We start from the raw sequence: 21,948 nt of genomic DNA, 5'->3' as shown, positions 1-21,948 counted from the left end.
TTATTAATATTGAACGAATAAAACATATATATCAAACGAATAAATGATTAGATACGCTTTCAGTAAAGCTTCTAATGAATTGAACCACTTAAACGGATCTTTTGGGACTTTTTTTGAAAATAATTTGATTTCATCTAAATTATTTCCGGCCGGGATGTGTATTAATATAAGAACGGTTAGAAAAAAGTCATATGCAAGATAAAGATATATTATTTGAGAATTTAATGAACGAATACATTGCGGGTTCAATAACCGATGAAAATAAAGGTATTTTGTTTTCGTTGGTGGAGAAGTCTGAATTGTATAGGAAGCAATACGATGAGATGGTCAAGCTGTATGCCCTTCTTCATGTCCCTGCTTTTGAGGCTCAGAAAGATTCTAAATATACAAATTTGAAAGAGAGGTTACATGTATCATCCGGTATGACTGTCGGACGTAAATGGGTAATCTATGCCCGGAATGTAGCTGCGGTTATCTTATTAATGGTAACAGTTTCTTTAGGTTCTATATTTACATATGAAGAACTGGATAATTCCGGAGATATGCTGTATAACGAGACGACGGTGCCACTGGGTTCACAGACAAAGATTCTTTTGCCGGATGGTTCGACAGCAGTCCTTAATTCCGGTTCTATTCTGAAATATCCATTATCTTATGGAAAGAAAGAGCGTAATGTTTATCTGGTAGGAGAGGGGTATTTTGAGGTGGCCAAGAACAAAGAAAAAGTATTCCAGGTACATGCCGGAGATATGAAGGTCAAAGTGACGGGTACTGTTTTCAATGTCCGGTCATATCCCGAAGACCTTTCAGCCGAAGTTTCTCTGATTAACGGAGGGGTAGATGTTTCTGTCAATAATAAATATGTTCGCTTAAAACCTGATGAAAAAGCTATTTATAATCGTGGAACAGGACAATTGTACAGCGAAAGCACTGAATCCTATAAGTCAGCGTTGTGGACAACCGGAAGGCTGAGTTTTGTGAATACTTCGTTTGCCGAAATATTGAAAGACATAGAACGGAAATATAATGTAAAGATTCATGTAGAAAGTGATAAGGTCGAAAAGGAATACTTTTCAGGAAGTATCAATCTGGAAATGTCGCTTCAGGAAGTGTTTAATTTTATTGATGTGGATAAGAAATATCGGTTCGAAGTAAGCGGTGGTGTTATTTCAGTGAAAGATAGATAAAGAGAATGATTAGTTTTTATGTTTAACCTAAAAAGTATTATTATGATAGAGAGTGGATAAAAAGGAATCGGAGATGGTTGGCACTTCTCTCCGATTCACAAAAGATTTTAATTCAATTAGTTGTTAACTAACAAATTTCTTACAAAGATATGAAAAGAAATTATTCTTTGATAAAACAATTAAGTTCATTTATAGTATTGAGCGCAATAACCTCATCTGTGTATGCCAATACTATAATGCAAGATGTAAAAATTACTATAAATCGTCAAAATGCTCCCATAAGCAGAGTACTTGACGATATAGAAGAACAGACCGGTTATTCCATTTTGGTGCGTAATAACGACATAAATGTGAAGAAGAAGGTTTCGGTAAATGCAGACAATAAAACGATCGAACAGGTATTAGCCTCTGTTTTTAAAGGGATGGACGTGCGATATGATGTTGAAGGAAAGACAATCTCCATTTACAAACCTGATGTAACCGTAGTCCAGTCTGTTAACCAGCAGAAACGTATCGTAAAAGGTGTCGTTGTCGATAAAAACAATGAACCGGTAATCGGGGCCAATGTCATAGATAAAGGTGACAAGACGAATGGTACCATTACGGATATAGATGGTAAATTTACTTTGAATGTCGCAGATAATGCAGCATTGGAGATCTCCTTTATTGGGTATAAGTCTCAGGAGATACCAACGAAGGGCAAAATGAACCTGAATATTGTCCTGATGGATGATACGGAATTGCTGGATGAGGTTGTTGTGGTCGGTTATCTGACACAGAAAAAAACGTCATTAACAGGAGCTGTGTCAAACATGAAGATGGAAGAAAACCTGACGACTATTCCGACAGCCTCGGCTGCAAATTTATTGGCAGGAAAAATGGCGGGTGTCAATATCTCTTCTAAAAACGGGCTTCCGGGTACAAATCCGAAATTACAAATCCGTACCATCTCTTCCTGGAAAGAGGAAAAATACAATCCGCAGCCGGTAACTTATGTCATTGATGGTGTCGTTAGGGATGCTACGTCTTTCAATGCGATGAGCGCAAATGAAATTGAAGATATTTCTGTATTGAAAGATGCGGCTTCGGCTGCTATTTATGGATCACGTTCGTCCGGTGGTGTTGTTATCGTAACGACCAAGAAAGGTAAGATTGGCAAGCCGACTATCAATTATTCGTATGGTTTCTCTGTCGATACACGTACGAAAGGTTATGATCTGACGGATGGTGTGCAAACGGCCGAGATATATAACCGTGTCAATCCTGAATCTACCAGTAAATGGACACAGGAAGAGATCGACCATATCGCTTCTATTAATGGCGGATACGGATATAACCAGTTGGATGAAGTATATCAGAACCCGACTACGCAAACACATAATTTGAATATCTCGGGTGGTAATGACCGGATTCATTATTTTGGAGCAGCTTCCTACATGAAACAACAAGGGTTCTTGTCTCCGCTTACATACGATAAATATAATATCCGTATGAATGTGACGGCTAAAGTGACTGACGATTTTGAATTGTATACCGGATTTTCATTAACCAATGACAAGATCGGTCGTATTGCCAGTGACGGTACGGATTGGGCATACGATACGTATGGTAAATTGCGTATTTGGCAACCGGAGCAGCCAGTATTTACCGATAGTGGAAAATTGGTTGATTACGGTTGGATCGGCAATGTGGGTGCCCGTGTATTGGGTTATGACGGATATCGTTATGATAAGCGTCTGAATCCGACATTTACCGTAAAGGGAACATATAAAATGCCTTTCCTGAAGGGATTGAGTGCCAGTGTTCAATACAACAGGACTTGGACGCACAATACGGTGAACGGGTATTATACCAACTATGATATGTATATCACCAAACATAGTGGTGCCAACGGACGTATCATGTCTACACGAGATGAAGATATTGTCGGGGTTAAGCGGTCCAGCCAATATGGCAGGGATTATTTGCGCAAGGATTCCAAATGGGGAGATACTCAACAGTTGAACTTCTATTTAAATTATGCCAATACGTTCAACGATGTGCATAATGTGGCTGCGGTATTATTGACAGAGTGGTCCGAAGGGTTCAATGACAGTGTTTATGGTCTCAGAGAAACTTTCCCGACTTATATGACTGACCAGTTTTGGGCGGCAGGTAGCTCGCGAGAGTTCACCTCCGGTGGGGGAGATCCCTCTTATAAAAACGGACGTATGTCTTATGTAGGACAGTTCAGTTACTCATATGCAAATAAATATTTGTTAGGTTTCTCTTTCCGTGAAGACGGTTCCATGAACTTTGCTCCTTCTCAGCGTTGGGGGTTCTTCCCGGCAGGTTCTGCCGGCTGGGTACTGTCTGAAGAAAACTTCTTCAACAAGAAATGGATCCAGTTTATGAAGCTTCGTGGTTCTATCGGTCTGACCGGTGACGACTCTGTCGGTGGATGGCAATGGCAAGAATCTTATACGGCTGTCAAGCTCAATGATAACAATAATGTCTTACCGGCTTATTTCGGCAAGAATCCTTCTAAACATGTCGGTTTGAATTACGGTAATGTAGTCAATCCGAACCTGACATGGGAAAAGGCATTGAACTATAACGTCGGTTTGGATATGACCTTCCTGGATCATTGGAATTTGAGTGCAGATTATTGGTTCCGTAAATCATACGATATCTTGGATAATCGTCAGGCAACATTGCCTACTACTTTTAGCCGTGACATGCCTGCCGAAAACTACGGTAAGATGAACGCGCAAGGTATCGACTTGCAATTGGGGTATAAGGGAGCAAGCCACGATTTCAACTACTATGGTAATTTGACTCTGTCTTATGGATGGAACGAAATCAAATATAAAGACTACGCCGAAAACGCTCAATGGATCGATATTCCTATCGGCACATCTACAAGTCGTTGGGTTGCGTATGATTTTGATCGCATTATCCGTACACAAGAAGAGTTGGACGCTTTCAATGCGGAACATCCGAATTATTCATTTAAAGGTATGAAGCCGGAATTAGGTATGCTTGTTTATAAAGACCATTCAGGTCCGGATGGCACACCCGATGGCGTTGTCGATAGCTGGGACCGTGTAGTGTTGCGTGATAAGAACTTCCCGGTACAATATGGCTTGAATTTGGGTGGTAGTTGGAAAGGACTCAGTTTGGACATGATGTTCTCCGGTGAGTTGGGCAGAGACCGTTCTTTCCGTGATTTGGCGGGCAATGTGGAATGGAACCGTGTATGGGCTGAATGGTATGACAACAGTTGGACTCCTGAAAACCCGAATGCCATGCTTCCGAAACAGGTGAGCGCAAATGCTCCGAGAACATATAAGGACGATGACTGTCAGTTTTGGTTGAAGAAGACTAATTTCATGCGTTTGAAATATCTCACATTGAGCTATGACCTGCCGAAGGGACAGTTATACAATAAACTATTTGACAATGTACGGCTTTTCGTGACTGGGTCTAACCTTTTTGTATTAAGTAGCTTCAAATATTATGATCCTGAACTGGAACATGGCAATGCCTATCCGATTATGCGGTCATTCAATTTTGGTATTGATGTGAAATTTTAAATCTGAAGTAAACAATGAAACGATTCAAATTATTAGCAGGTCTGCTTTGTGCTTTTCTTATGTATGGATGCAGTCTGGATTACGAAAATACAAATTCCATCACACCGGACGGAGTATGGAAAAATTCTGAAATGATCAATGCGTTCCTGTCTAACATCTATGGAAACATGATGCCCGGTTGGCCTATTGCTGCCAACAATACGGATGAGGGTATGAATGGACCGACAGAAATGAACCAGTATGTACGTGGAGAATATTCCGTAGATATTAGTGGGCAAGGTTTGGATTATCGATTTATAGAAAGGATTAATTTCTTTTTAACGAATCTGGAAACGGTTGAACTTTCTGTTTTGACTCAGGTAGAGAAAGACCGAATGCGCGGACAAGCCTTGTTTTGGCGTGCGTGGGATTATTGGGGAAAGGTGTTCACATTGGGTGGTGTCCCTTTGATCTTGGAGGGGCAGGATGTATCTGATATCAATTCATTGTTGGTATCCCGTAATTCAACAAGTGAATGCATGGCACAGATCGTGAAAGACTTGGATGAGGCTATTTCTTTGCTTCCGGATGTATGGGGAGATAGCGACTATGCCCGGATTGATAAGGGATGTGCTATGGCTTTCAAAGGACGTGTTCTGTTGGCATACGCCAGTCCACTATTTAATCCGAACCACGATCAGACTCGTTGGCAGCAGGCCTATGAGGCTAACAAAGCCGCAGTCGATTTCTTGCAGGGCGTAGGTAAAGGACTGTATCAAGGTAAATATGCAGATATTTGGTATGACGAACAAAACTGCGAGGTTATCATGGTGAACCAATTTTTCGGTCCGGACCATTATCTGGATCAGAAGAATATCCGACCGCTTCCTTTGACAAAGGATATGGCTGATCAAAACGAGGCTATCTTGCCATTGCTGTTGGCTTTTCCGAAAGCGGATGGAACACCGCTGGAGCTGGATGTAAACCGTTTAGCCAATGATATGGATTATAACCATGAATTCGTAAATGAGTTCTACAATAACCGTGATCCACGTTTCCATGCCACGATATTTTGTCCGGGTACGGAGTATCCCTGCAACGATGTACTTATCGGTGACAATAAGTATTGGAATGGTTGGCATATCCTGAGCGATGGAGCTTATGCTCACCTTACCATGGATGAGTTCGGAAAAGCTGCCGGAGCCAGTTCGAACTTCTATCAACGCAAAGGTCTTGACTATAACATTAATGCCAGTAAAGTATATGAAGCTCAGGTTGATTGGGTTGAAATTCGTTTCACAGAGGTGTTGATGAACTATGGTGAGTGTGCAAATGAAGTAGGTAAGAGCAGTGAAGCATTGCAGGTGTTATATGATGTCCGGAAACGTGCCGGTATAGAAAACACAACAGGTAACTATGGTATTACAGCTACTTCACAGGGTGATATTCGCGAAGCATATATGACCGAACGTTACATCGAATTCGCTTACGAGGGTAAACGCTGGAACGACTTGCGTCGCTGGAAACGTTTCGACATCCTGAACGAAATCAAATACCGTTCGTCTCTTTGGTTGGTTATCAACGATTACAGTGTAGTGAAAAATGGTAATTTCGATTGGGCAAAAGACATGTTCGATCCGGAAGTCAATAAGCTTTTCCGTTTCGATTATATCGAATGCGTGGATGGTGACAAGACTCTGTATCGTTTTAACCTGGATAACAACCATTGGTTCTATCCGCTCAAGAAGAATGACTTGGATCGCAATTCCAAACTGGAACAAAACAACGAATGGGGCGGCACTTTCGACCCGTTGAAATAAGTGTTTGATTTGAATTGATTGACTAAAGCATGCAGATTTTATCTGTAAAGATTTGTCTGCATGCTTTTTCATACCTTATAAGCAAAATACTTTTAATCTTTAAATTTATATACTCTCTCACACGTTTGAAACAGGCGCGCCTGATTGACTATCCGGTGACGTTGTATGTCGGTGCGCGTCCGGACAACGGGGAGAGTGACAGGCCTGAGATAGAATAGGCTTGGATGTGATAAGCCCCGGTATCGGGGCTTACTTTGTTTTTAGGAGGATGTTAAGGTGGTTAAAAGCACTAATAATCCACTGAAAAGGCAGTTTTTTGCTATGTTTAGGCAAATAGCCAACCTGTATTTTTGTTTAATAATCTACAATTATACGATGGAAAAGAAATTATTATCATTGGCAGCGGTAACTGTTCTGTTATCCGGCTGTAATTTAAATACGTCTCAATCCTTTCAAACCGATTATTTCGGTATCGATGTCGATTCGCACGGTTATATCACGGGCATGTATAACCTGACGCGCGAGAGTCGCAATTTCAGTCCGGCCGATCAGCCGTCGCCTTTGTTGGCACTTTACGATAGCGGTTTGAAACGTTATTATTATCCGCAGAAAGCCCGTTATGTGGGAGGCAGATACAAACTGGAATATGAAAACGGTTCGGTGGCGACCGTGCGGTTGGACGAAAAGGACAAATATTTCAAATTGACCTTGGAGGATTTAACGCCGCGCGAGGGTATCGATGGTGTGCAGTGGGGAAATTATTATACCAATATTAATAATGTATTAGGCGAAATGATCGGAGTGGCGCGTGATACATCGGCTGCGGTCTGCTACGCGATCGGGGCGTTGGCATTGGACGACAATACGATCGGCGGGGAGTCGCGTTATACGTCAGAGACAGGCGCAGGGGGCTACATTGTCCATACGCCTGATCCGGAGAAGTATCCGTTGCCATTGACTCTTCATGAGGGAGAGAGTTTTTCCGTAGGGGGCGACGGGTTCAGCGATGTGGCTTTTTATAACCGGAAAGAGCTGTTTTATCGTTCGTTGTATGGTAGCACGGCGGGAGTGGATTGCAACGGACGCATCAATATCCGTTACCATTCGCGTGACCGCCGCGGGGAAAATATGATTTACACACCGGAAGGAGTTGCGCTTGTGAGTGAAAAATTCCGTTATCACCAACAGCGGCAAGCGGTGCCTGGTGTCGATTATATCGGTTCTTCCATCGCCTTGTGGGGAAGTCCTGATAGTACGGCGTTGATGGATGTCATCCAGACGATTGTCTTGGAAGAAGGGTTACCTCATCCCATTTTCAACGGGAAATGGGTGAAAGACCCGACCTCTTTCATGCCCGACTTGCAGACATACGGGAACCGCTACGATAGTATCGCTTCGTATGCCAAGCAAATGGGATTGAAGGTGATCAATGCTTATGACCAGGGTTTCTTGGTTCCTGACCGGGCAAATGAGGGTTATCTGGATGGAAAGGACCAGCCACGTAAGACGTATCGTTTTTCGGATGGTACCAGCTTGTCGCATCGTGAGTATGCCGACCTTCTGGCTAAGGATGGTTTGATTTTGGGGCGTACCAATATCACGACCTCTTTGGCTCCCGGCACGAAAGATTGCAGCCCGTTCCCGTCAGATAGCGTGTGTATCTTGAATCGTCATTATTTGAGTGAAGATATATCGGAGAGTGATACTTTGATTTATGTGGATGCTCCGGATTACCTGAACGAGTTGATCGCTTCGGACCAGTTTTGTCCGCTTAACTTCGTAAAGATAGGGAAGGAGTTGATTCATTTTATCGGTGTGTCGGCAGAAAAGCCTTATCGGTTGTTGAACGTGGCACGAGGTTATTGGGGAACGATACCGGCAGTCCATGGCAAGGGGGATGCGGTCGACAAGTTGCAGGCGACTACTTGCTGGGGATACCAGGGACTTATCCCGAATTTGGAGTTACAGGATGAATTTGCACGTTATTATGCGGATGTTGCCGGACGGTCAGGATTGGGGCTTTATGATTTCGACGGTCAGGAGTTCTTGTTCTTTAACGGGATGGGTGGTTATTCGGTTAAAAGGTTTTACCGGACGATGTTCGACCAAGCAAAGAAGTTGAACTTGCCAGCTGACATCCGGTTTACCGGTGCCGGTTTGAGCGAAGGCTCCTGGCATTATCAAAGCGTATGGAATGTAGGTGGCGGTAAGAATATTTATGATGCAGATTTACGTGTCTGGGGAAGCACGACCAGCCAGGGAAAGGATTTGCGCGATGTGACGTATGCGAACTATTTCCCGTCCAGCTTTGGTGTTAATTTCCCTATTACGGCAGCGTCGACTGTAGAGCAATATGAACATATAGAGGCTATTGCAGTAGGACATGGAACTACTTATTTCTTGAAAATAGGTCAAGAGGATGTGGAAAGTTGTCCCCAGAAATATGCCATCTTCAACGTGATCCGTACATGGGAGGAAGCCCGCCGGGCGAATGCCTTCCCGACCTATATCCGTAAGATGTTGCAAAATCCGGCATTGAGTTGGCGGTTGGAAAAGAAGGTGGATAATGAATGGACGTTGTTCCAGATGGAGAATGGCCAAAAAGGGCGTTCTTTCGATTTGAAGGCGGATGAAAACGGTTTTTGTTTTGTTCCGTAAGAGAATGATGTAAGAAATATTATGGTAATAGTAAAGAATAATAAAAGTAAAATGAGGAAACAACTGTTTTTATTAGCCATAGGTTTAGGTACAATCAGTAATTTGATATATGCGGATAGTGTTTCTTGGTTACCTAAGGAGGGGACGGCGAAAAGTACTATCCGTCTGTTGGAGTGTTCTTACGATAAAGCTCAATTAGTAAAGGCAGAGGAGATTACTTCCGCCTCTTCAGATTGGGATGTAAGCCTTGCCGGAGAGCCAGAAGGACATGCAACCCCTTACGGCACGCAATATGTATATGAGTACACTTTCAAGGCGAAACGTACCCTGCAATCGGCAGGTGTGGCTGTTGCTTTCGACCGTTATAACTGGAGTAGTGATAATTATGTCATGATACCGTCTGTGGTTTATAACGGCAACCGGCAACGGATTGTTAACCGTCCGTATGCGACAGGTTTGGATTTAACGGATTACAGGAGGCCTGATCTGGCATTAACCTCAAATCCGATACCCCAATTGTCTCCTGAGTTTGGTGCGCCATCCAAGTTGGAGGTGTTGGTGAACAATGCGGCTACTCCGGCTATCGCTTGGTTGGAACGTGCCCGGCAGAAAGGGTATGTTTTGCTGACTGACCAAGGGATAGAACAGAATGGAACGATTTACGACCATGCTTTAATCGTAGAAGAAAGTCCGGATCGTTCCGTATCATCGATGATAGTCAGTGCACCCGGTGTGCGTGAGAAGAAGCCGCAGTTTATCGGTTTTAGCGAAAGCCCGGATCGGGGACTTTCTTTTCGGAAAGGGGAAGAGGTGAAGGTGCGTGTGCGTTTGTTCGCTTTTGATGCGCCTGCCGTTCCGGTTGTTTTGGAGCGTTTCCATCAGGTACGCAAGTTGCAGACGGGAGAAAACCATCCTCGTAATTTGAAACCCGCCAGTGAAGTGATGCGTTTGATGACGTTTAATATCGACCGCCGTTATTTGAAATGCGATAATTGGGAATATTATTGTCCGGAGAATGCCGATTGGATTTCTTTCGGATGGATAGGCGGTTTGATGAATACCTATCCGATGCTGGCGTTAGATGATCCGGAACATTTGCGTAGGGTGGCCAACACGTTCGATTTCGCTTTGCCCCGTGCACAAGGGAAGAGCGGTTATTTTTATGGAACGTTAGGTTCGGACGGGAAAGTGTTCGGACGGGACGGATGTGTGGAACATCCGGAGATAAACCTGACTCGTAAGAGTGCCGATGTGTTGTATTGGATGGTGAAACAGTTTATGTTGTTGAAAGCCCAAAACCGGCAAGAAGCTATCCGGCCGGATTGGGAAACGAGTATCAAGCGTTTGGCAGATGCTTTTGTGAATACTTGGAACAAATACGGTGAACTGGGTAATTATGTAAATGTGGAAACCGGAGAGATCGAAGTGTATAATTCGACCAGCGGTGCCATGGCAGTAGCCGGACTTGCTTTGGCTTCGCAGTATTATGGAAATCCGGAGTATTTGGAGGTTGCCGAACAGATAGGGGAGGCTCATTATAACCATTTTTCTTTGCTTGGTTTTACTTCCGGCGGTTGTGCGGATATCCTTCAAAATGCAGACTCGGAAACGGCAGTTGCTTTTTTAACTTCTTACAATACGCTTTATGAGTTGACCCGTAAACCGGTTTGGCTGGCAAGGGCACGTGCGGCAGCTCATTTATGCTCTACGTGGACCGTCTCTTTTGATTATGTATTGCCGGAAGATACTGAGTTGGGGAAGCTGAAAACGCCGATTACCGGTGCTGTATGGGCTAGTACGCAGAATAAACATGGTGCTCCGGGATTTTGTACCTCTTCGGCGGATGCTTTGTTCCGTATATTCAGGGAAACCAGAGATTTTAGTTATGCAGAATTGTTACATGATGTTTGGCATGCTTATGTGGAAGGTATTCGTCCGAATGGTTTTATCAGCGAACGTTTGACTTATTGTGATGCCGAATTGAGAGGTACCCGTGGCTTAGGCGGTGAAGGAGGTAATGGCTGGAATGAGTTGAACGGCTGCATGATGGCGATGGAACTACCAGGTCTTTATATCCGTCCGGATAAGAATATGTTTTATGCCTTCGATCATGTAGATGTTAAATTGGTAAAAGGAAATAAGCGCGAGATGGTTTTGTCTATCACGAATACCACTCCTTTTGATGCGGAAATCTCTGTCTTGAGCGAGAGTGAGGCAGAAGCCGCTAAACCGTTGCCTGCCGTTGCCTTTGTTAATTGGAAAAAGATAAAGGTGAAAGCTGGTAAGACAATGGAGTATCGGGTGAAGAAATGAATAACGAATAATAGGATAGTAAAAACAAATTAAGATAAATAGCAAGCTGTATGATAGAGTATAAGAAAGTCCTTTCATTGTGTGCCACTTCTTTGTTTCTTTTTAGTTGTATGTCCGAAAAGACTTGGAACTTCAATACCGACTATTTCAGTATCGGTATAAATGACAAGGGATATATAACCAGTATGAAGAATACGACGGTGTCACCGGCACGCGAGTTCAGCCCAACGGATAAATCCTCTCCGTTGATGTCGTTATATGATTCAGAAAAAAAGGTGTATTATACACCGCAAAGTGCCGTTTTCGATGATGCAAAACACTGTTTTACGCTGGAATATCCGAATGGCTCTGTGGCTGAAGTTGCATTGAAGCCCTGCGATAAATATTTCAAATTGACATTGAATAGTTTGGAGCCGAGAAACGGTGTCGATGTAATTCAATGGGGCAGTTATTATACAAACATCACCAACCTGTTGGGTGAAATTATCGGAGTAGCTCGCGATACCAGTGAGGTGGTCAATTATAGTATCGGCGTGTTGGCGCTCAATGACAATACCATAGGTGGTACTGCTGATATAGAAGGGGATGCGGCTCCGTTCCAATACATCATCCACACGCCTGATAAAGAACGTTATCCGTTGCCGGACAGTTTGTATGAAGGACAGGTGTTTACGCTTGGAGGAGACGGTATCAGTGATGTGGCTTTCTATTCCCACAAGGAACCTTATTTCCGGATCATGTATGGGAATGCCGCTATGGTGGATAGCTTGGGACGTATTTACTTGAATTATCAGTCGCGCGACCGTAGCAAACCGCGCCAGGTCTTTTATTCCCTGATTCCGAACATGAAGGCGAATATCCCGAACCATATTGATGTGGAACCTATACCGGGTGTCGATTTCATCGGTTCTTCCATTGCTTTGTGGGGAAGTCCGGATAGTACGGCTTTGATGGACGTGATACAGGATATTGTCCTGTCCGAAGGATTGCCTTACCCGACTGTGAACGGCAAATGGATCAAGGACCCTGCTGCATATTCTCCGGATGTGTATGCTTATGGGAACCAGTATGATAGTATTGCTGATTATGCAAGCCGGTTAAGTTTCCCTGCTATTTATGCAGGTGATCAGGGATTTTTGCATCCTGACCGTGGTAACGAAGGGTATCTGGACGGGAAAGACCAAGCAAGGAAGACGTTCCATTTAAGTTCGGGCAATATGTCGCATCGTGAATTTGCAAACTTGTCGGCTACCAAAGGGGTGATGTTGGGACGTGACTGCATCACTAACTCGCTGGCTCCCGGAACGATGGATGCCAGTCCGGTGCCGAGTGATAGCTTGTGTTACCAGCAAAAACGTACGTTGATGAAAAGTATTACGGCTCAAGATACGTTGATTGTGGTAGACGATCCGAAATACCTGGAAGAGATCGGCAGTTGGGAAGGTCATTGTAAAAGTTTGAATATTATAAAAATAGGAAAGGAACTGATCCATTATCTGGGAGTTTCCGAAACGGCTCCTTATACGTTGCAAAATGTGACACGTGGATATTGGGGTACGCAGGCTACCGGTCATGAGGCCAATGAACCTGTCTATAAATTACAGGTGACCATCAACTATGGTTATGACGGATTGATCCCGAACTTGGCTCTTCAGGACAAAATAGCTGAATATTATGCAGAAACAGCAGCCCGTAGCGGTGTGACTTTTTATGATTTCGACGGGCAGGAATTCTTGTTCAACAACGGTCACGGGTACTATTCCGCTAAACGTTTCTTCCGTAAACTGTTTGCTAAGGCCAAAGAGCTGGGTGTCCCTTATATCCGTTTTGCCGGAGCCACCTTGTCGGAAGGCTCTTGGCATTACCAAAGTGTATGGAATGTGGGTCGGTATGATGTCGAGAAACGCGACTGGTGCGCTGTTACTAGTCAAGGAAAAGACATGCGTGATGTGACCTATTCTAATTATTTCCCGGTTTCATTCGGAGGAAACTTTGCCATAAAAGATACTTCTTATGTAGAACAATATGAGCATGTGCAGGCTATGTCGGTAGGATATGGCGTGACCTATTTCCTGCCTCTCAGTCAAAAAGAGGTGGAAAGTTGCCCGCAAAAAGAAGCTATATTTGCCACCATTCGCACGTGGGAAGATGCCCGTCGGGCGAATGCTTTCCCAACCTATATCCGTAAGATGTTGCAAAATCCGGCATTGAACTGGCGTTTGGAAAAGAAGGCGGACAACGAATGGACATTGTACCAGATGGAGAATGGCCGGAAAGGGCGTTCGTTCGAGCTAAAGGAGGATGAGAAGAGTATTTGTTTTGTACCGTAAGTGATTTTATAAGACGATAAAAAATTATGTTTAAACGAATTATAAGTATCGTATTGGCATCCAGTGTGTCAGGATTAGCTTCGGCTGCGTATTCCGGCCGCGTCTTTGTAGATAAAAATGGAAATAATCAATATGACAGGGGAGAGATGCTACTCTCCGGTGTCTCCGTGTCGGATGGACTGAATGTCGTGCAGACAGACAAGGATGGACTGTTCGACCTGCCCGGCCATGAGAAGGCACGTTTTGTTTTCATAACCCTTCCGAGCGGTTATCGAAGTAATTCTTTCTATCAGCGGATAGATGGGCAACAATCGGCCTATGACTTTGCTTTGCAGACAGCCAATCCCAAAAGCTTGAAGGTAGACGGGAGTCACCGGTTTATCCATATATCGGACACGCATATTGGGGATTATTCTGCCCAAACAGCAGTAGATGGTCATGCCGCCAGTTCAAAGGATTTGCGCGATTATGTGAAGAATGAAGATATAGCCTTTGTGATTCATACCGGCGATGTGTGCCGTGAGAACTTTGCAGCCTACAAGTCTTTCCTAAACAATGAGAATATGCCCTCTTCACAAATGTTTAATTGCATTGGCAACCATGATTTAGGTAGTGGGGCGTATGGAGAGGAAGGCTTTGAGAACTTCTTCGGACCGGCGTATTACTCCTTTGAAGTGGGTAATGTTCATTATATCGTCACCCCTATGGAGAGAGGTGATGGGAAACCTGACTTCACGTCGGAACGTATCGGTCAATGGCTGCAAAATGATTTGAAGTATGTCTCGGAAGGCAAACCTATCATTGTTTTCAACCATAGTGTGATGACTGCCAACGGCCATTTTAAGTTTGGCAGTCAAAATGTCGGATGGATAGATTTAGCCGATTATAACCTGAAAGCATGGTTGTATGGCCATTGGCATCAGCATCGCATGTATCGGTATGATGACTCAGAGGTCTTGATGCTTTGTTCTCCAGGACAGGCACATGGCACGTTTAATCATACGCCAGCCTCTTTCCGAGTGCTGACGGTCGACAAGGCGGGCGAACTCTCTTCGGAAATACGGTATCCCTATTTCGATAAAAAGCTGACAATAGCCTTTATCGACAATGGATGTTCAGCTATAACGACAGCGGGCAAAGTTCCTTTGTATGTCAACGCATACTCTTCGGTGTCTCCGGTTGGGAAGGTAACATGCAGTTATTCCTGCCAGGACAAGAGTTACTTGACCGGCCAACCGTTAAGACAGCAGACGGACTTCTGTTGGTGTACCGACCTCACATTGCCCGCTTCCCTCGAAGGACAGTTGGTGACAGTGACGGTGACGGCTACTTTCCAAAATGGAGAGGTGTCGCAAGAAAGTAGCACGTTTCGCTACCTGCCCGAAAAGAATATACCGGTAAAACCGGGCGGCGACTGGGCTAACCTGCTACAAAATGCGGCACATGTACCGGTCTTACAAGATACGCTTCCTTCCCACTTACAATTAGCATGGATACAAAACATCGGTTCCAATATCCTCTTCTCTTCCCCCATCGTTTATCAGGGAGCTGTCTATGCCGCTTCGATAGATGACAACGGCAAAGGGAAGGCTGCGGTAGTATGCATGGATATGGCAAGCGGGGAGGTCAAATGGCGGTATTCGGTACGCCACTCCATACGTAGTTGTATCGCAGCCGAGGATGGATGCATCTTCGCCCAAGATGTAAACGGATGGTTGTATGCGCTAGAGGCATCAACCGGCCAATTGGTTTGGGAGAAGAATTTGGAAATGAACAAACAAGTTCCTTTGGACAATGGGTTAGTCACCTCCGATGGGATTGTTTATGCCGGGACAGGACATTCATTGTGTGCTTTGCGGGCAAAGAGCGGCGAACAGGTTTGGCGTAACAAAGACTGGGATACTTCACACGGGACAGCCTCTACCCTTTCTGTTCATAATGGCGTATTGGTGGCTCAGACTTTTTGGGAAGCTGCATACGCCAATGATACTCAAACGGGCAAGATGTTGTGGGGAAGAGGTGCGTATGGTTATGGTGGTTCGGCAACAATGATAGACGACTTGGTTTATTTTACTTCCAATTCCTCATTGTGTGTAGCCAATGCACGAACAGGAAAGCGGATTATTCAGAAAAAGTTCGATTTCCTTATCAATAATCTCTCTGCCCCGTTGGTAACGGACAGTGAAATTATCTTGGCCACCTCCGCCGATGGCGTTATTGCTGTAGATAGGGAGACGCTAGAGGTTAAATGGCGTTTTAAACCGGGCAAATCACTCATCTATACAGCTCCATCTTTGGATGACCCAGCATCTTCTTTAGAGAGTAGCCCGGTATGGAGCGGAGAGATAATCTACATAGGTGCTTCGGATGGTGTTTTATATGCTCTAAACCGTAAAACCGGTAAACTGCAATGGAAACATGAGTTCGGCTCTGCCGTGTTGGGGACAGTAGCTGTAAGTGGTAATATGCTATTCGTGGCCGATTTTGCAGGTAATGTGTATGGATTTGTTGGAGATGAAAAGTAACGTAATAGTATCGAATAAATAATAATGAGAAAACTATTATTTTTAATAACTATCGTTTTAGGAGCAATAAGTTATGCAGCGAGTGCGGATATTTAATGTTCTGTTATGTCTGTTGTTGGTGCAAATAGCCAACGCTCAAGACAATAGAAAAGGTTCATGGTTGCCAGCCAATGCTACAGGAATCCAATCGAACAATGGGCAGATGGTATCAGACTTTTTGGAACCGCTGCGTGGCAGTGTGCGTCCGCTTGTTTGCTGCTATAACGGGAATGTGTTGAAATCGGCAACGGTTTTTGATGCAGGGAAAATGGAACAATGGGATCATGCTTGGAATTGTCGGATAGTTGAAACGGCAGTAGCAGATCAACCGGATGCCTTGGATTTGGAGGTGGACTTTTCGGTTACCCGTGGAAAATTGGATTCTGCAGGAGTGGCTTTGGCTTTTGATTTTACGGGCTGGAGCTGTGAAAACTATGTATTGATGCCTGCTTATGTTTACAATGGGAATAGGTTCCATGTGGAGACCAACGGATATTGTGCACCTTATCCTTCCTACTATTATTACAATAAAAAAGTACCTCTTTTGTTTTCAAACAGCCCTCGGTTGTCGGAAAAACGGGAGGCGGCTAAAATAGAAGGGCTTACCGGTAATTTAGCAACACCTGCCTTTTGTCTCTTTTCACCGAAGGATCAAAGAGGATGTATTATCCTTGTGGAACAAAAAAGTCGTTTGGGCAACTATGGAATGTTTATAGAGGAAAATGAATCTCAGGATATGGCAACCTTTGTTATTAGTGCTCCTGGGGTTCGTGAGCAGGCGGCTGGGTTTGGTAATTTTAGGAATAGTGGCGATCTGCCCTGTAAATGGGAAGCCGGAGATGAATTACGAATGAAACTTCGGGTTTATAGTTTTAAAGCGGGTGGAATCCCGGACCTTTTGGATAAATTCATGGATGTCCGCAAGGTAGTAACGGGAGAAAATCACTCAAGGAATCTTTGCCCGTTCAGCATGGTTACATCCTTGACGGCAGATTATAAGAATAATGTCCGTTGGCTGGAAAATCCTGAAGGGGGAAGTTTTTACCGTATGGAAAATTCGGACGGTTATCAAATAGGATGGGTTGGCGGCCTGATGGGAACGTATGCGATGTTGGCATTGGATGACGCTTTGTCCCGTGAACGGGTAGTTAAGACATTTGATTATGTCCTCTCGAATATGCGTGGAAAGAGTGGGTATCTTTATGGTACCTATAAGAATGGGATGGTGTTGAGTGATAGGGATAATATACCGGAGGCTGCATTGGTGAGGAAAAATTCGGATGTCTTGTTTTTTATGATTAAACATTTTATGCTCTTCGAACAACAGGGGTATGGTGATTTAATCAAGCAAGAATGGAAAGAGGCTGCCAAAGCCCTTGCACAAGCGTTTGTCAAGACTTGGAATGAAAATAAGGATTTAGGGAATTACGTGAATGCTGCTACCGGCGAAATAATCATTTATCATTCGACATCCGGCGCAATTGCACCGGCAGGACTCGTATTGGCGTCCCAATATTTTAAGGAGAAATCTTTCTTGCAGGCAGCCAAGGAAATAGCCGACCATTTTTATTCGGATTATATCGTTCGTCTAGGGCTGAGTTGTGCTCATTCAGGAGATATCATGCAAGATGCTGATGCCGATTCCGCTTACGGTCTTGTTGAATCTTTTATGGCGTTGTATTATGCAACGAAAGATAAGAAGTGGTTGATAAAAGCCCAGACGGCAGCTAATTTGGCTGCAACTTGGACATTGTCGTATGATTATGAATATCCGGCAGGTTCAACGTTAGCGAATTTAGGAGCAAATACCGCGGGAGCTATATGGGCCAGTGTACAAAACAAACATGCCGCTCCGGGTATTTGTACCGGTTCGGGTGATTATTTGTTCAAACTGTTCCGTGCGACTAATCAAAAACGATATGCTGACCTATTGTGTGATATTATTCATGCGCATTCGGAAGTGATGGAAACGCCGGGAAGACAAACAACCGGTATGGGACCGGGTACGTCCATGGAACGTATTCAAACGACTGATGCGGATGGAAAGGGTGCAATGGGCATGATCCTTAAAACTTCTAATGGCTGGACGGAAGATTGTGGTTTGTTGATGTCGTTGGAGGTTCCGGGCATATATGTACAAACGGATAAGAATGTTTTATATGTATTTGACCATTTGAAAGCAGAAGTCGTTCATCGAAACGGAAAAGAAGTCACATTGCGAATAAGTAATCCTACGCGCTTTGATGCCGTTACGACAATATTTACAGAACATTCAACGCAAGCAAAGAAGCCTTTGGGGTATTGTAATTTCCCCAATTGGAAAAAAGTGTCGGTAAAAGCGGGGGATACGGTGGAAATGGTTGTAAGTAGTAAGTAATAGAGGATTTTGTTCCATAAAAACATATATAATAATGAAAAGAAAAATTATTTGTTTGTTGTCATTGGGGATTTTGCTCCCTTTTAATCTGTTGGACGTGCAAGAGTCACGTTTTGGTTTTTGTGACCGTTTGGAACTGTTAAAATGGGCGGATATTATTCGTTTTCATTACATGAGTTTACGGTAGAGTAAATGCGATAATAAACTATTGAAATCATTAAAAATAGCATAATACAATGAACAGAAAAAGATTCTTACAATTATCAGGCGTGTTGTTGCCTATTCCCTTTCTGGGTTGCGTTTCGAAAACAGGACAGGAGGTAGCTGGTGATAACTCTCGTTCAATAGAGAAATTTTCTTTTGCCTTTTTAACCGATGTACATCTAGGCCCGGATAATTATGGCGATGGAGATAATGGTCTGAGGCAGGCACTTGCCGATGCAAAGAAACGCAATGTGGACTTTGTGTTGTTCGGTGGAGACAATATAGGTACGGCTCATTATAAAAAAGAAGAACAACAAGTTGCGGATTCATTACATGAGCATTTTAAAAGTATTGTATCGGAATTTTCATTGCCTTCTTATTTTACGATAGGCAATCACGACCGTTATTTTTATTGCGATGGAGAGGAAGATCGGTTTGGGTTTAAATTGTTTGAAAGGCATTACGGACCGGTTTATCATTCTTTTGACCATAAAGGAGTACATTTTATAGTCTTAAACAGTATGGATCGTGATGGAGATAAATATTGCCATATCGGTCCGGAACAAATGGATTGGTTACGAAAGGACTTGGAGGCTGTGGGAAAAGAAATGCCGATAGTCGTGTCACTGCATGTCCCTTTGTTGTCTCTTTATTATCCGGTAGTGGATGGAACATTTGGGTTTGAAAATGTCGGCAACACCAAACAGGTCGTGGATTTGTTGAATCAATACAATCTAAAGGTGGTTTTGCAGGGACATCAACATATCCATGAAGAAATAATGGAGCGTAATCGTTGGTTTGTGACAGGGGGTGGTGTGAGTGCTTGTTGGTGGCAAGGACCTATGCAAGAAACAGAAGAAGGCTATTTGCTGGTACATGTCGGCAAGGATGATAGCTTTACTTGGGAATATATCGATTATGGTTGGGAGGCAAAAATCACCCCCAAAAAATAATCGGATAGAATGTGATTTTATAAAATAAGGAATTGCATAGACACAGAAAGCAATAATAATCCACGGAATAGGCCGCTATTTGCTATTTTAAATAGCGATAGCTGTTTTTATATTTGTCTCCTTAAATTTGTTAATATTCAAACCTATGTCGTTTAGTAAACATGTGCTAGTCTTATTTTTATTATTATCGGTTCATACGGTGAGGGCTGATAAGGGAGATACTATTTGTGTTTCTTCTTTTGGGGTGTATCCGGATACTTATAAAAATGTAGTAACAGGTTTGCAAGCTGCTATTGATGCCTGTAAGCAAACGGGGGCGAAAGTATTGTCTTTTCCGAAAGGTCGCTATGATATCTGGCCTGAAGGTGCAACCCGGGCAGAGTATTTCATATCCAATACATCGACCGAGTCGGAATGTCCGTCCAAAATAAAAACAATAGGTTTGCTATTTAAAGGGATTGAGAATCTGACTATAGAAGGTAACGGTTCCTTATTGATGTATCATGGTAAAATGATCACAATGGTGTTTGACCATTGTAAGAATATCCAACTTCAAAATATCAGTACGGACTTTCAGCGCCCTACCGCATCGGAAATCTGTTATACCCGGATTGAGAATGAGGGGGTAGTTGTCACGCTCCATCCTGATTCCTGGTATGAGGTTCGGAATGGCAGAATAAATATCTTTGGGGAAGGATGGAAATCGAACCTGATACATTGTAATGAATTTGATCCCGAGAATGGAACTTCACGCTATAGTTCGGGTTGGAAAACATTGTCGGAGTCGGAGGCTAAAGAATTATCTCCTGGGGTCGTCCATTTTGCCACTCCTGCAGGTTTCCGTCCGAAAATAGGGAATATTCTGACTATTCGTGATGTAATCCGCGATCAAGTGGGCATGTTTATCGTAGAGAGTAGCGATATGACTCTTCGTCAGGTCAATATGCATTATATGCATGGCTTGGGGATTGTAAATCAATTTGTAAAAAATATTACGATGGATCATGTCAACTGTATGCCTCCGGAAGGAAGTGGAAGAATATTAGCTGCTTCTGCTGATATGATGCATTTTTCGGGGTGTAGTGGTAAGATAAATATTACGGACTGCCGTTTCGAAGGGGCTCATGACGATCCGATCAATATACACGGGACTAATCTGAGAATCCTGGAGAAACTGGATAAACAGACCTTGAAGCTCCGTTTTATGCATGGTCAGAGTTATGGCTTTACAGCTTTTCATGAAGGAGATGAAGTTGCATTTGTCAGGGCGAAACGTATGGAACGATACGCGGCATCTAAGGTCTTGTCTGTTAAAAGGCTTTCTGAAAGAGAAGTAGAACTTCGGTTGGATAAACCAGTACCGTCGGAGGTGGAGTTGAATTTGGATTGTATTGAGAATATGACCTGTACACCGGAAGTGGAAATAAAGAATAATTATTTTACACGGACATGTACTCGTGGTTTATTACTCACCACACCTCGTAAAGCTGTTGTTGAAAATAATATTTTCAATAAAACCGGAATGAGTGCAATCTTAATTGAAGGGGATGCAGAAGGGTGGTTTGAGTCTGGTCCAGTGTCGGACGTGTTGATTCGTAATAATACGTTTATCGATTGTGCTTATCAGGGTGGACCGGGTAATGCGGTGATTGCCCTGAACCCTTCAAATACGGTGATCGAACCGAATCGTCCGGTACACCGGAATGTCCGGATCGAGAATAATACATTTAAAACCTTCGATTATCCGGTTCTTTATGCGAAAAGTACATCCGATCTTTTATTTAAAGGTAACCGGATTATTCGTACTACCGAGTTACAACCATCGTCAGGTAATAAAAATACCTTTCTGTTAAATGGTTGCGACCGGGTTGTTATTGAAGGTACAAGTTTTGAAGGTGAAGTATTGGGGCGTAACCTTCGAATTGAAAATATGAAGAAAAAGAATGTATGTTATTCAAAAGATATCATGTTTGAAAAATAATGTTATT

At 43.4% G+C, this 21,948-nt stretch carries 10 protein-coding genes; all 10 read left to right on the top strand.

Features of this window, described 5'->3' with window-relative positions; all coding sequences use genetic code 11:
- The first annotated feature begins 224 nt into the window (after positions 1-224).
- Positions 225-1,187: a FecR family protein gene (locus tag NBH15_RS10100; protein WP_250822591.1), complete on the top strand. Its 963-nt coding sequence runs from the start codon at positions 225-227 to the stop codon at positions 1,185-1,187.
- A gap of 149 nt (positions 1,188-1,336) precedes the next feature.
- Positions 1,337-4,762: a TonB-dependent receptor gene (locus NBH15_RS10095; RefSeq protein ID WP_128134615.1), complete on the top strand. Its 3,426-nt coding sequence runs from the start codon at positions 1,337-1,339 to the stop codon at positions 4,760-4,762.
- 14 nt (positions 4,763-4,776) lie between these two features.
- Positions 4,777-6,561, top strand: a complete 1,785-nt coding sequence (locus tag NBH15_RS10090) for a RagB/SusD family nutrient uptake outer membrane protein (RefSeq protein WP_128134614.1) — start codon at positions 4,777-4,779, stop codon at positions 6,559-6,561.
- Positions 6,562-6,936: 375 nt separating this feature from the next.
- On the top strand, positions 6,937-9,219 hold the full coding sequence (locus tag NBH15_RS10085) for a hypothetical protein (protein WP_250822590.1): 2,283 nt from the start codon (positions 6,937-6,939) through the stop codon (positions 9,217-9,219).
- A gap of 51 nt (positions 9,220-9,270) precedes the next feature.
- Positions 9,271-11,532 (top strand): hypothetical protein, encoded by a 2,262-nt coding sequence (locus NBH15_RS10080; RefSeq protein WP_250822589.1) that lies wholly within the window; start codon positions 9,271-9,273, stop codon positions 11,530-11,532.
- 50 nt (positions 11,533-11,582) lie between these two features.
- The gene (locus NBH15_RS10075; protein ID WP_128134612.1) at positions 11,583-13,862 is read left to right on the top strand and encodes a hypothetical protein; all 2,280 of its coding nucleotides are present in this window, start codon (positions 11,583-11,585) and stop codon (positions 13,860-13,862) included.
- Positions 13,863-13,888: 26 nt separating this feature from the next.
- Positions 13,889-16,387: an outer membrane protein assembly factor BamB family protein gene (locus NBH15_RS10070; RefSeq protein WP_250822588.1), complete on the top strand. Its 2,499-nt coding sequence runs from the start codon at positions 13,889-13,891 to the stop codon at positions 16,385-16,387.
- Positions 16,388-16,460: 73 nt separating this feature from the next.
- Entirely contained in the window at positions 16,461-18,803 is a 2,343-nt protein-coding gene (locus NBH15_RS10065) for a glycoside hydrolase family protein (protein WP_250822587.1), read from the top strand.
- Positions 18,804-19,039: 236 nt separating this feature from the next.
- A complete protein-coding gene (locus tag NBH15_RS10060) occupies positions 19,040-19,960 on the top strand; it encodes a metallophosphoesterase family protein (RefSeq protein WP_250822586.1) in 921 nt (306 codons plus the stop codon).
- A gap of 145 nt (positions 19,961-20,105) precedes the next feature.
- The gene (locus tag NBH15_RS10055; RefSeq protein ID WP_128134609.1) at positions 20,106-21,941 is read left to right on the top strand and encodes a right-handed parallel beta-helix repeat-containing protein; all 1,836 of its coding nucleotides are present in this window, start codon (positions 20,106-20,108) and stop codon (positions 21,939-21,941) included.
- Positions 21,942-21,948: the final 7 nt, after the last annotated feature.

This window comes from Parabacteroides caeci (assembly GCF_023656795.1).
GTDB lineage: Bacteria > Bacteroidota > Bacteroidia > Bacteroidales > Tannerellaceae > Parabacteroides > Parabacteroides segnis.
The sequence above is the reverse complement of the archived record's forward strand: the minus strand, read 5'-3'. Positions and strand labels throughout refer to the sequence as shown.

What these genes read in the sequence shown, in the direction of transcription:
- NBH15_RS10100 (WP_250822591.1), top strand. Translation starts at nt 225, where the DNA reads ATGAACGAATACATTGCGGGTTCAATAACCGATGAAAATAAAGGTATT.
- NBH15_RS10095 (WP_128134615.1), top strand. Translation starts at nt 1,337, where the DNA reads ATGAAAAGAAATTATTCTTTGATAAAACAATTAAGTTCATTTATAGTA.
- NBH15_RS10090 (WP_128134614.1), top strand. Translation starts at nt 4,777, where the DNA reads ATGAAACGATTCAAATTATTAGCAGGTCTGCTTTGTGCTTTTCTTATG.
- NBH15_RS10085 (WP_250822590.1), top strand. Translation starts at nt 6,937, where the DNA reads ATGGAAAAGAAATTATTATCATTGGCAGCGGTAACTGTTCTGTTATCC.
- NBH15_RS10080 (WP_250822589.1), top strand. Translation starts at nt 9,271, where the DNA reads ATGAGGAAACAACTGTTTTTATTAGCCATAGGTTTAGGTACAATCAGT.
- NBH15_RS10075 (WP_128134612.1), top strand. Translation starts at nt 11,583, where the DNA reads ATGATAGAGTATAAGAAAGTCCTTTCATTGTGTGCCACTTCTTTGTTT.
- NBH15_RS10070 (WP_250822588.1), top strand. Translation starts at nt 13,889, where the DNA reads ATGTTTAAACGAATTATAAGTATCGTATTGGCATCCAGTGTGTCAGGA.
- NBH15_RS10065 (WP_250822587.1), top strand. Translation starts at nt 16,461, where the DNA reads ATGCAGCGAGTGCGGATATTTAATGTTCTGTTATGTCTGTTGTTGGTG.
- NBH15_RS10060 (WP_250822586.1), top strand. Translation starts at nt 19,040, where the DNA reads ATGAACAGAAAAAGATTCTTACAATTATCAGGCGTGTTGTTGCCTATT.
- NBH15_RS10055 (WP_128134609.1), top strand. Translation starts at nt 20,106, where the DNA reads ATGTCGTTTAGTAAACATGTGCTAGTCTTATTTTTATTATTATCGGTT.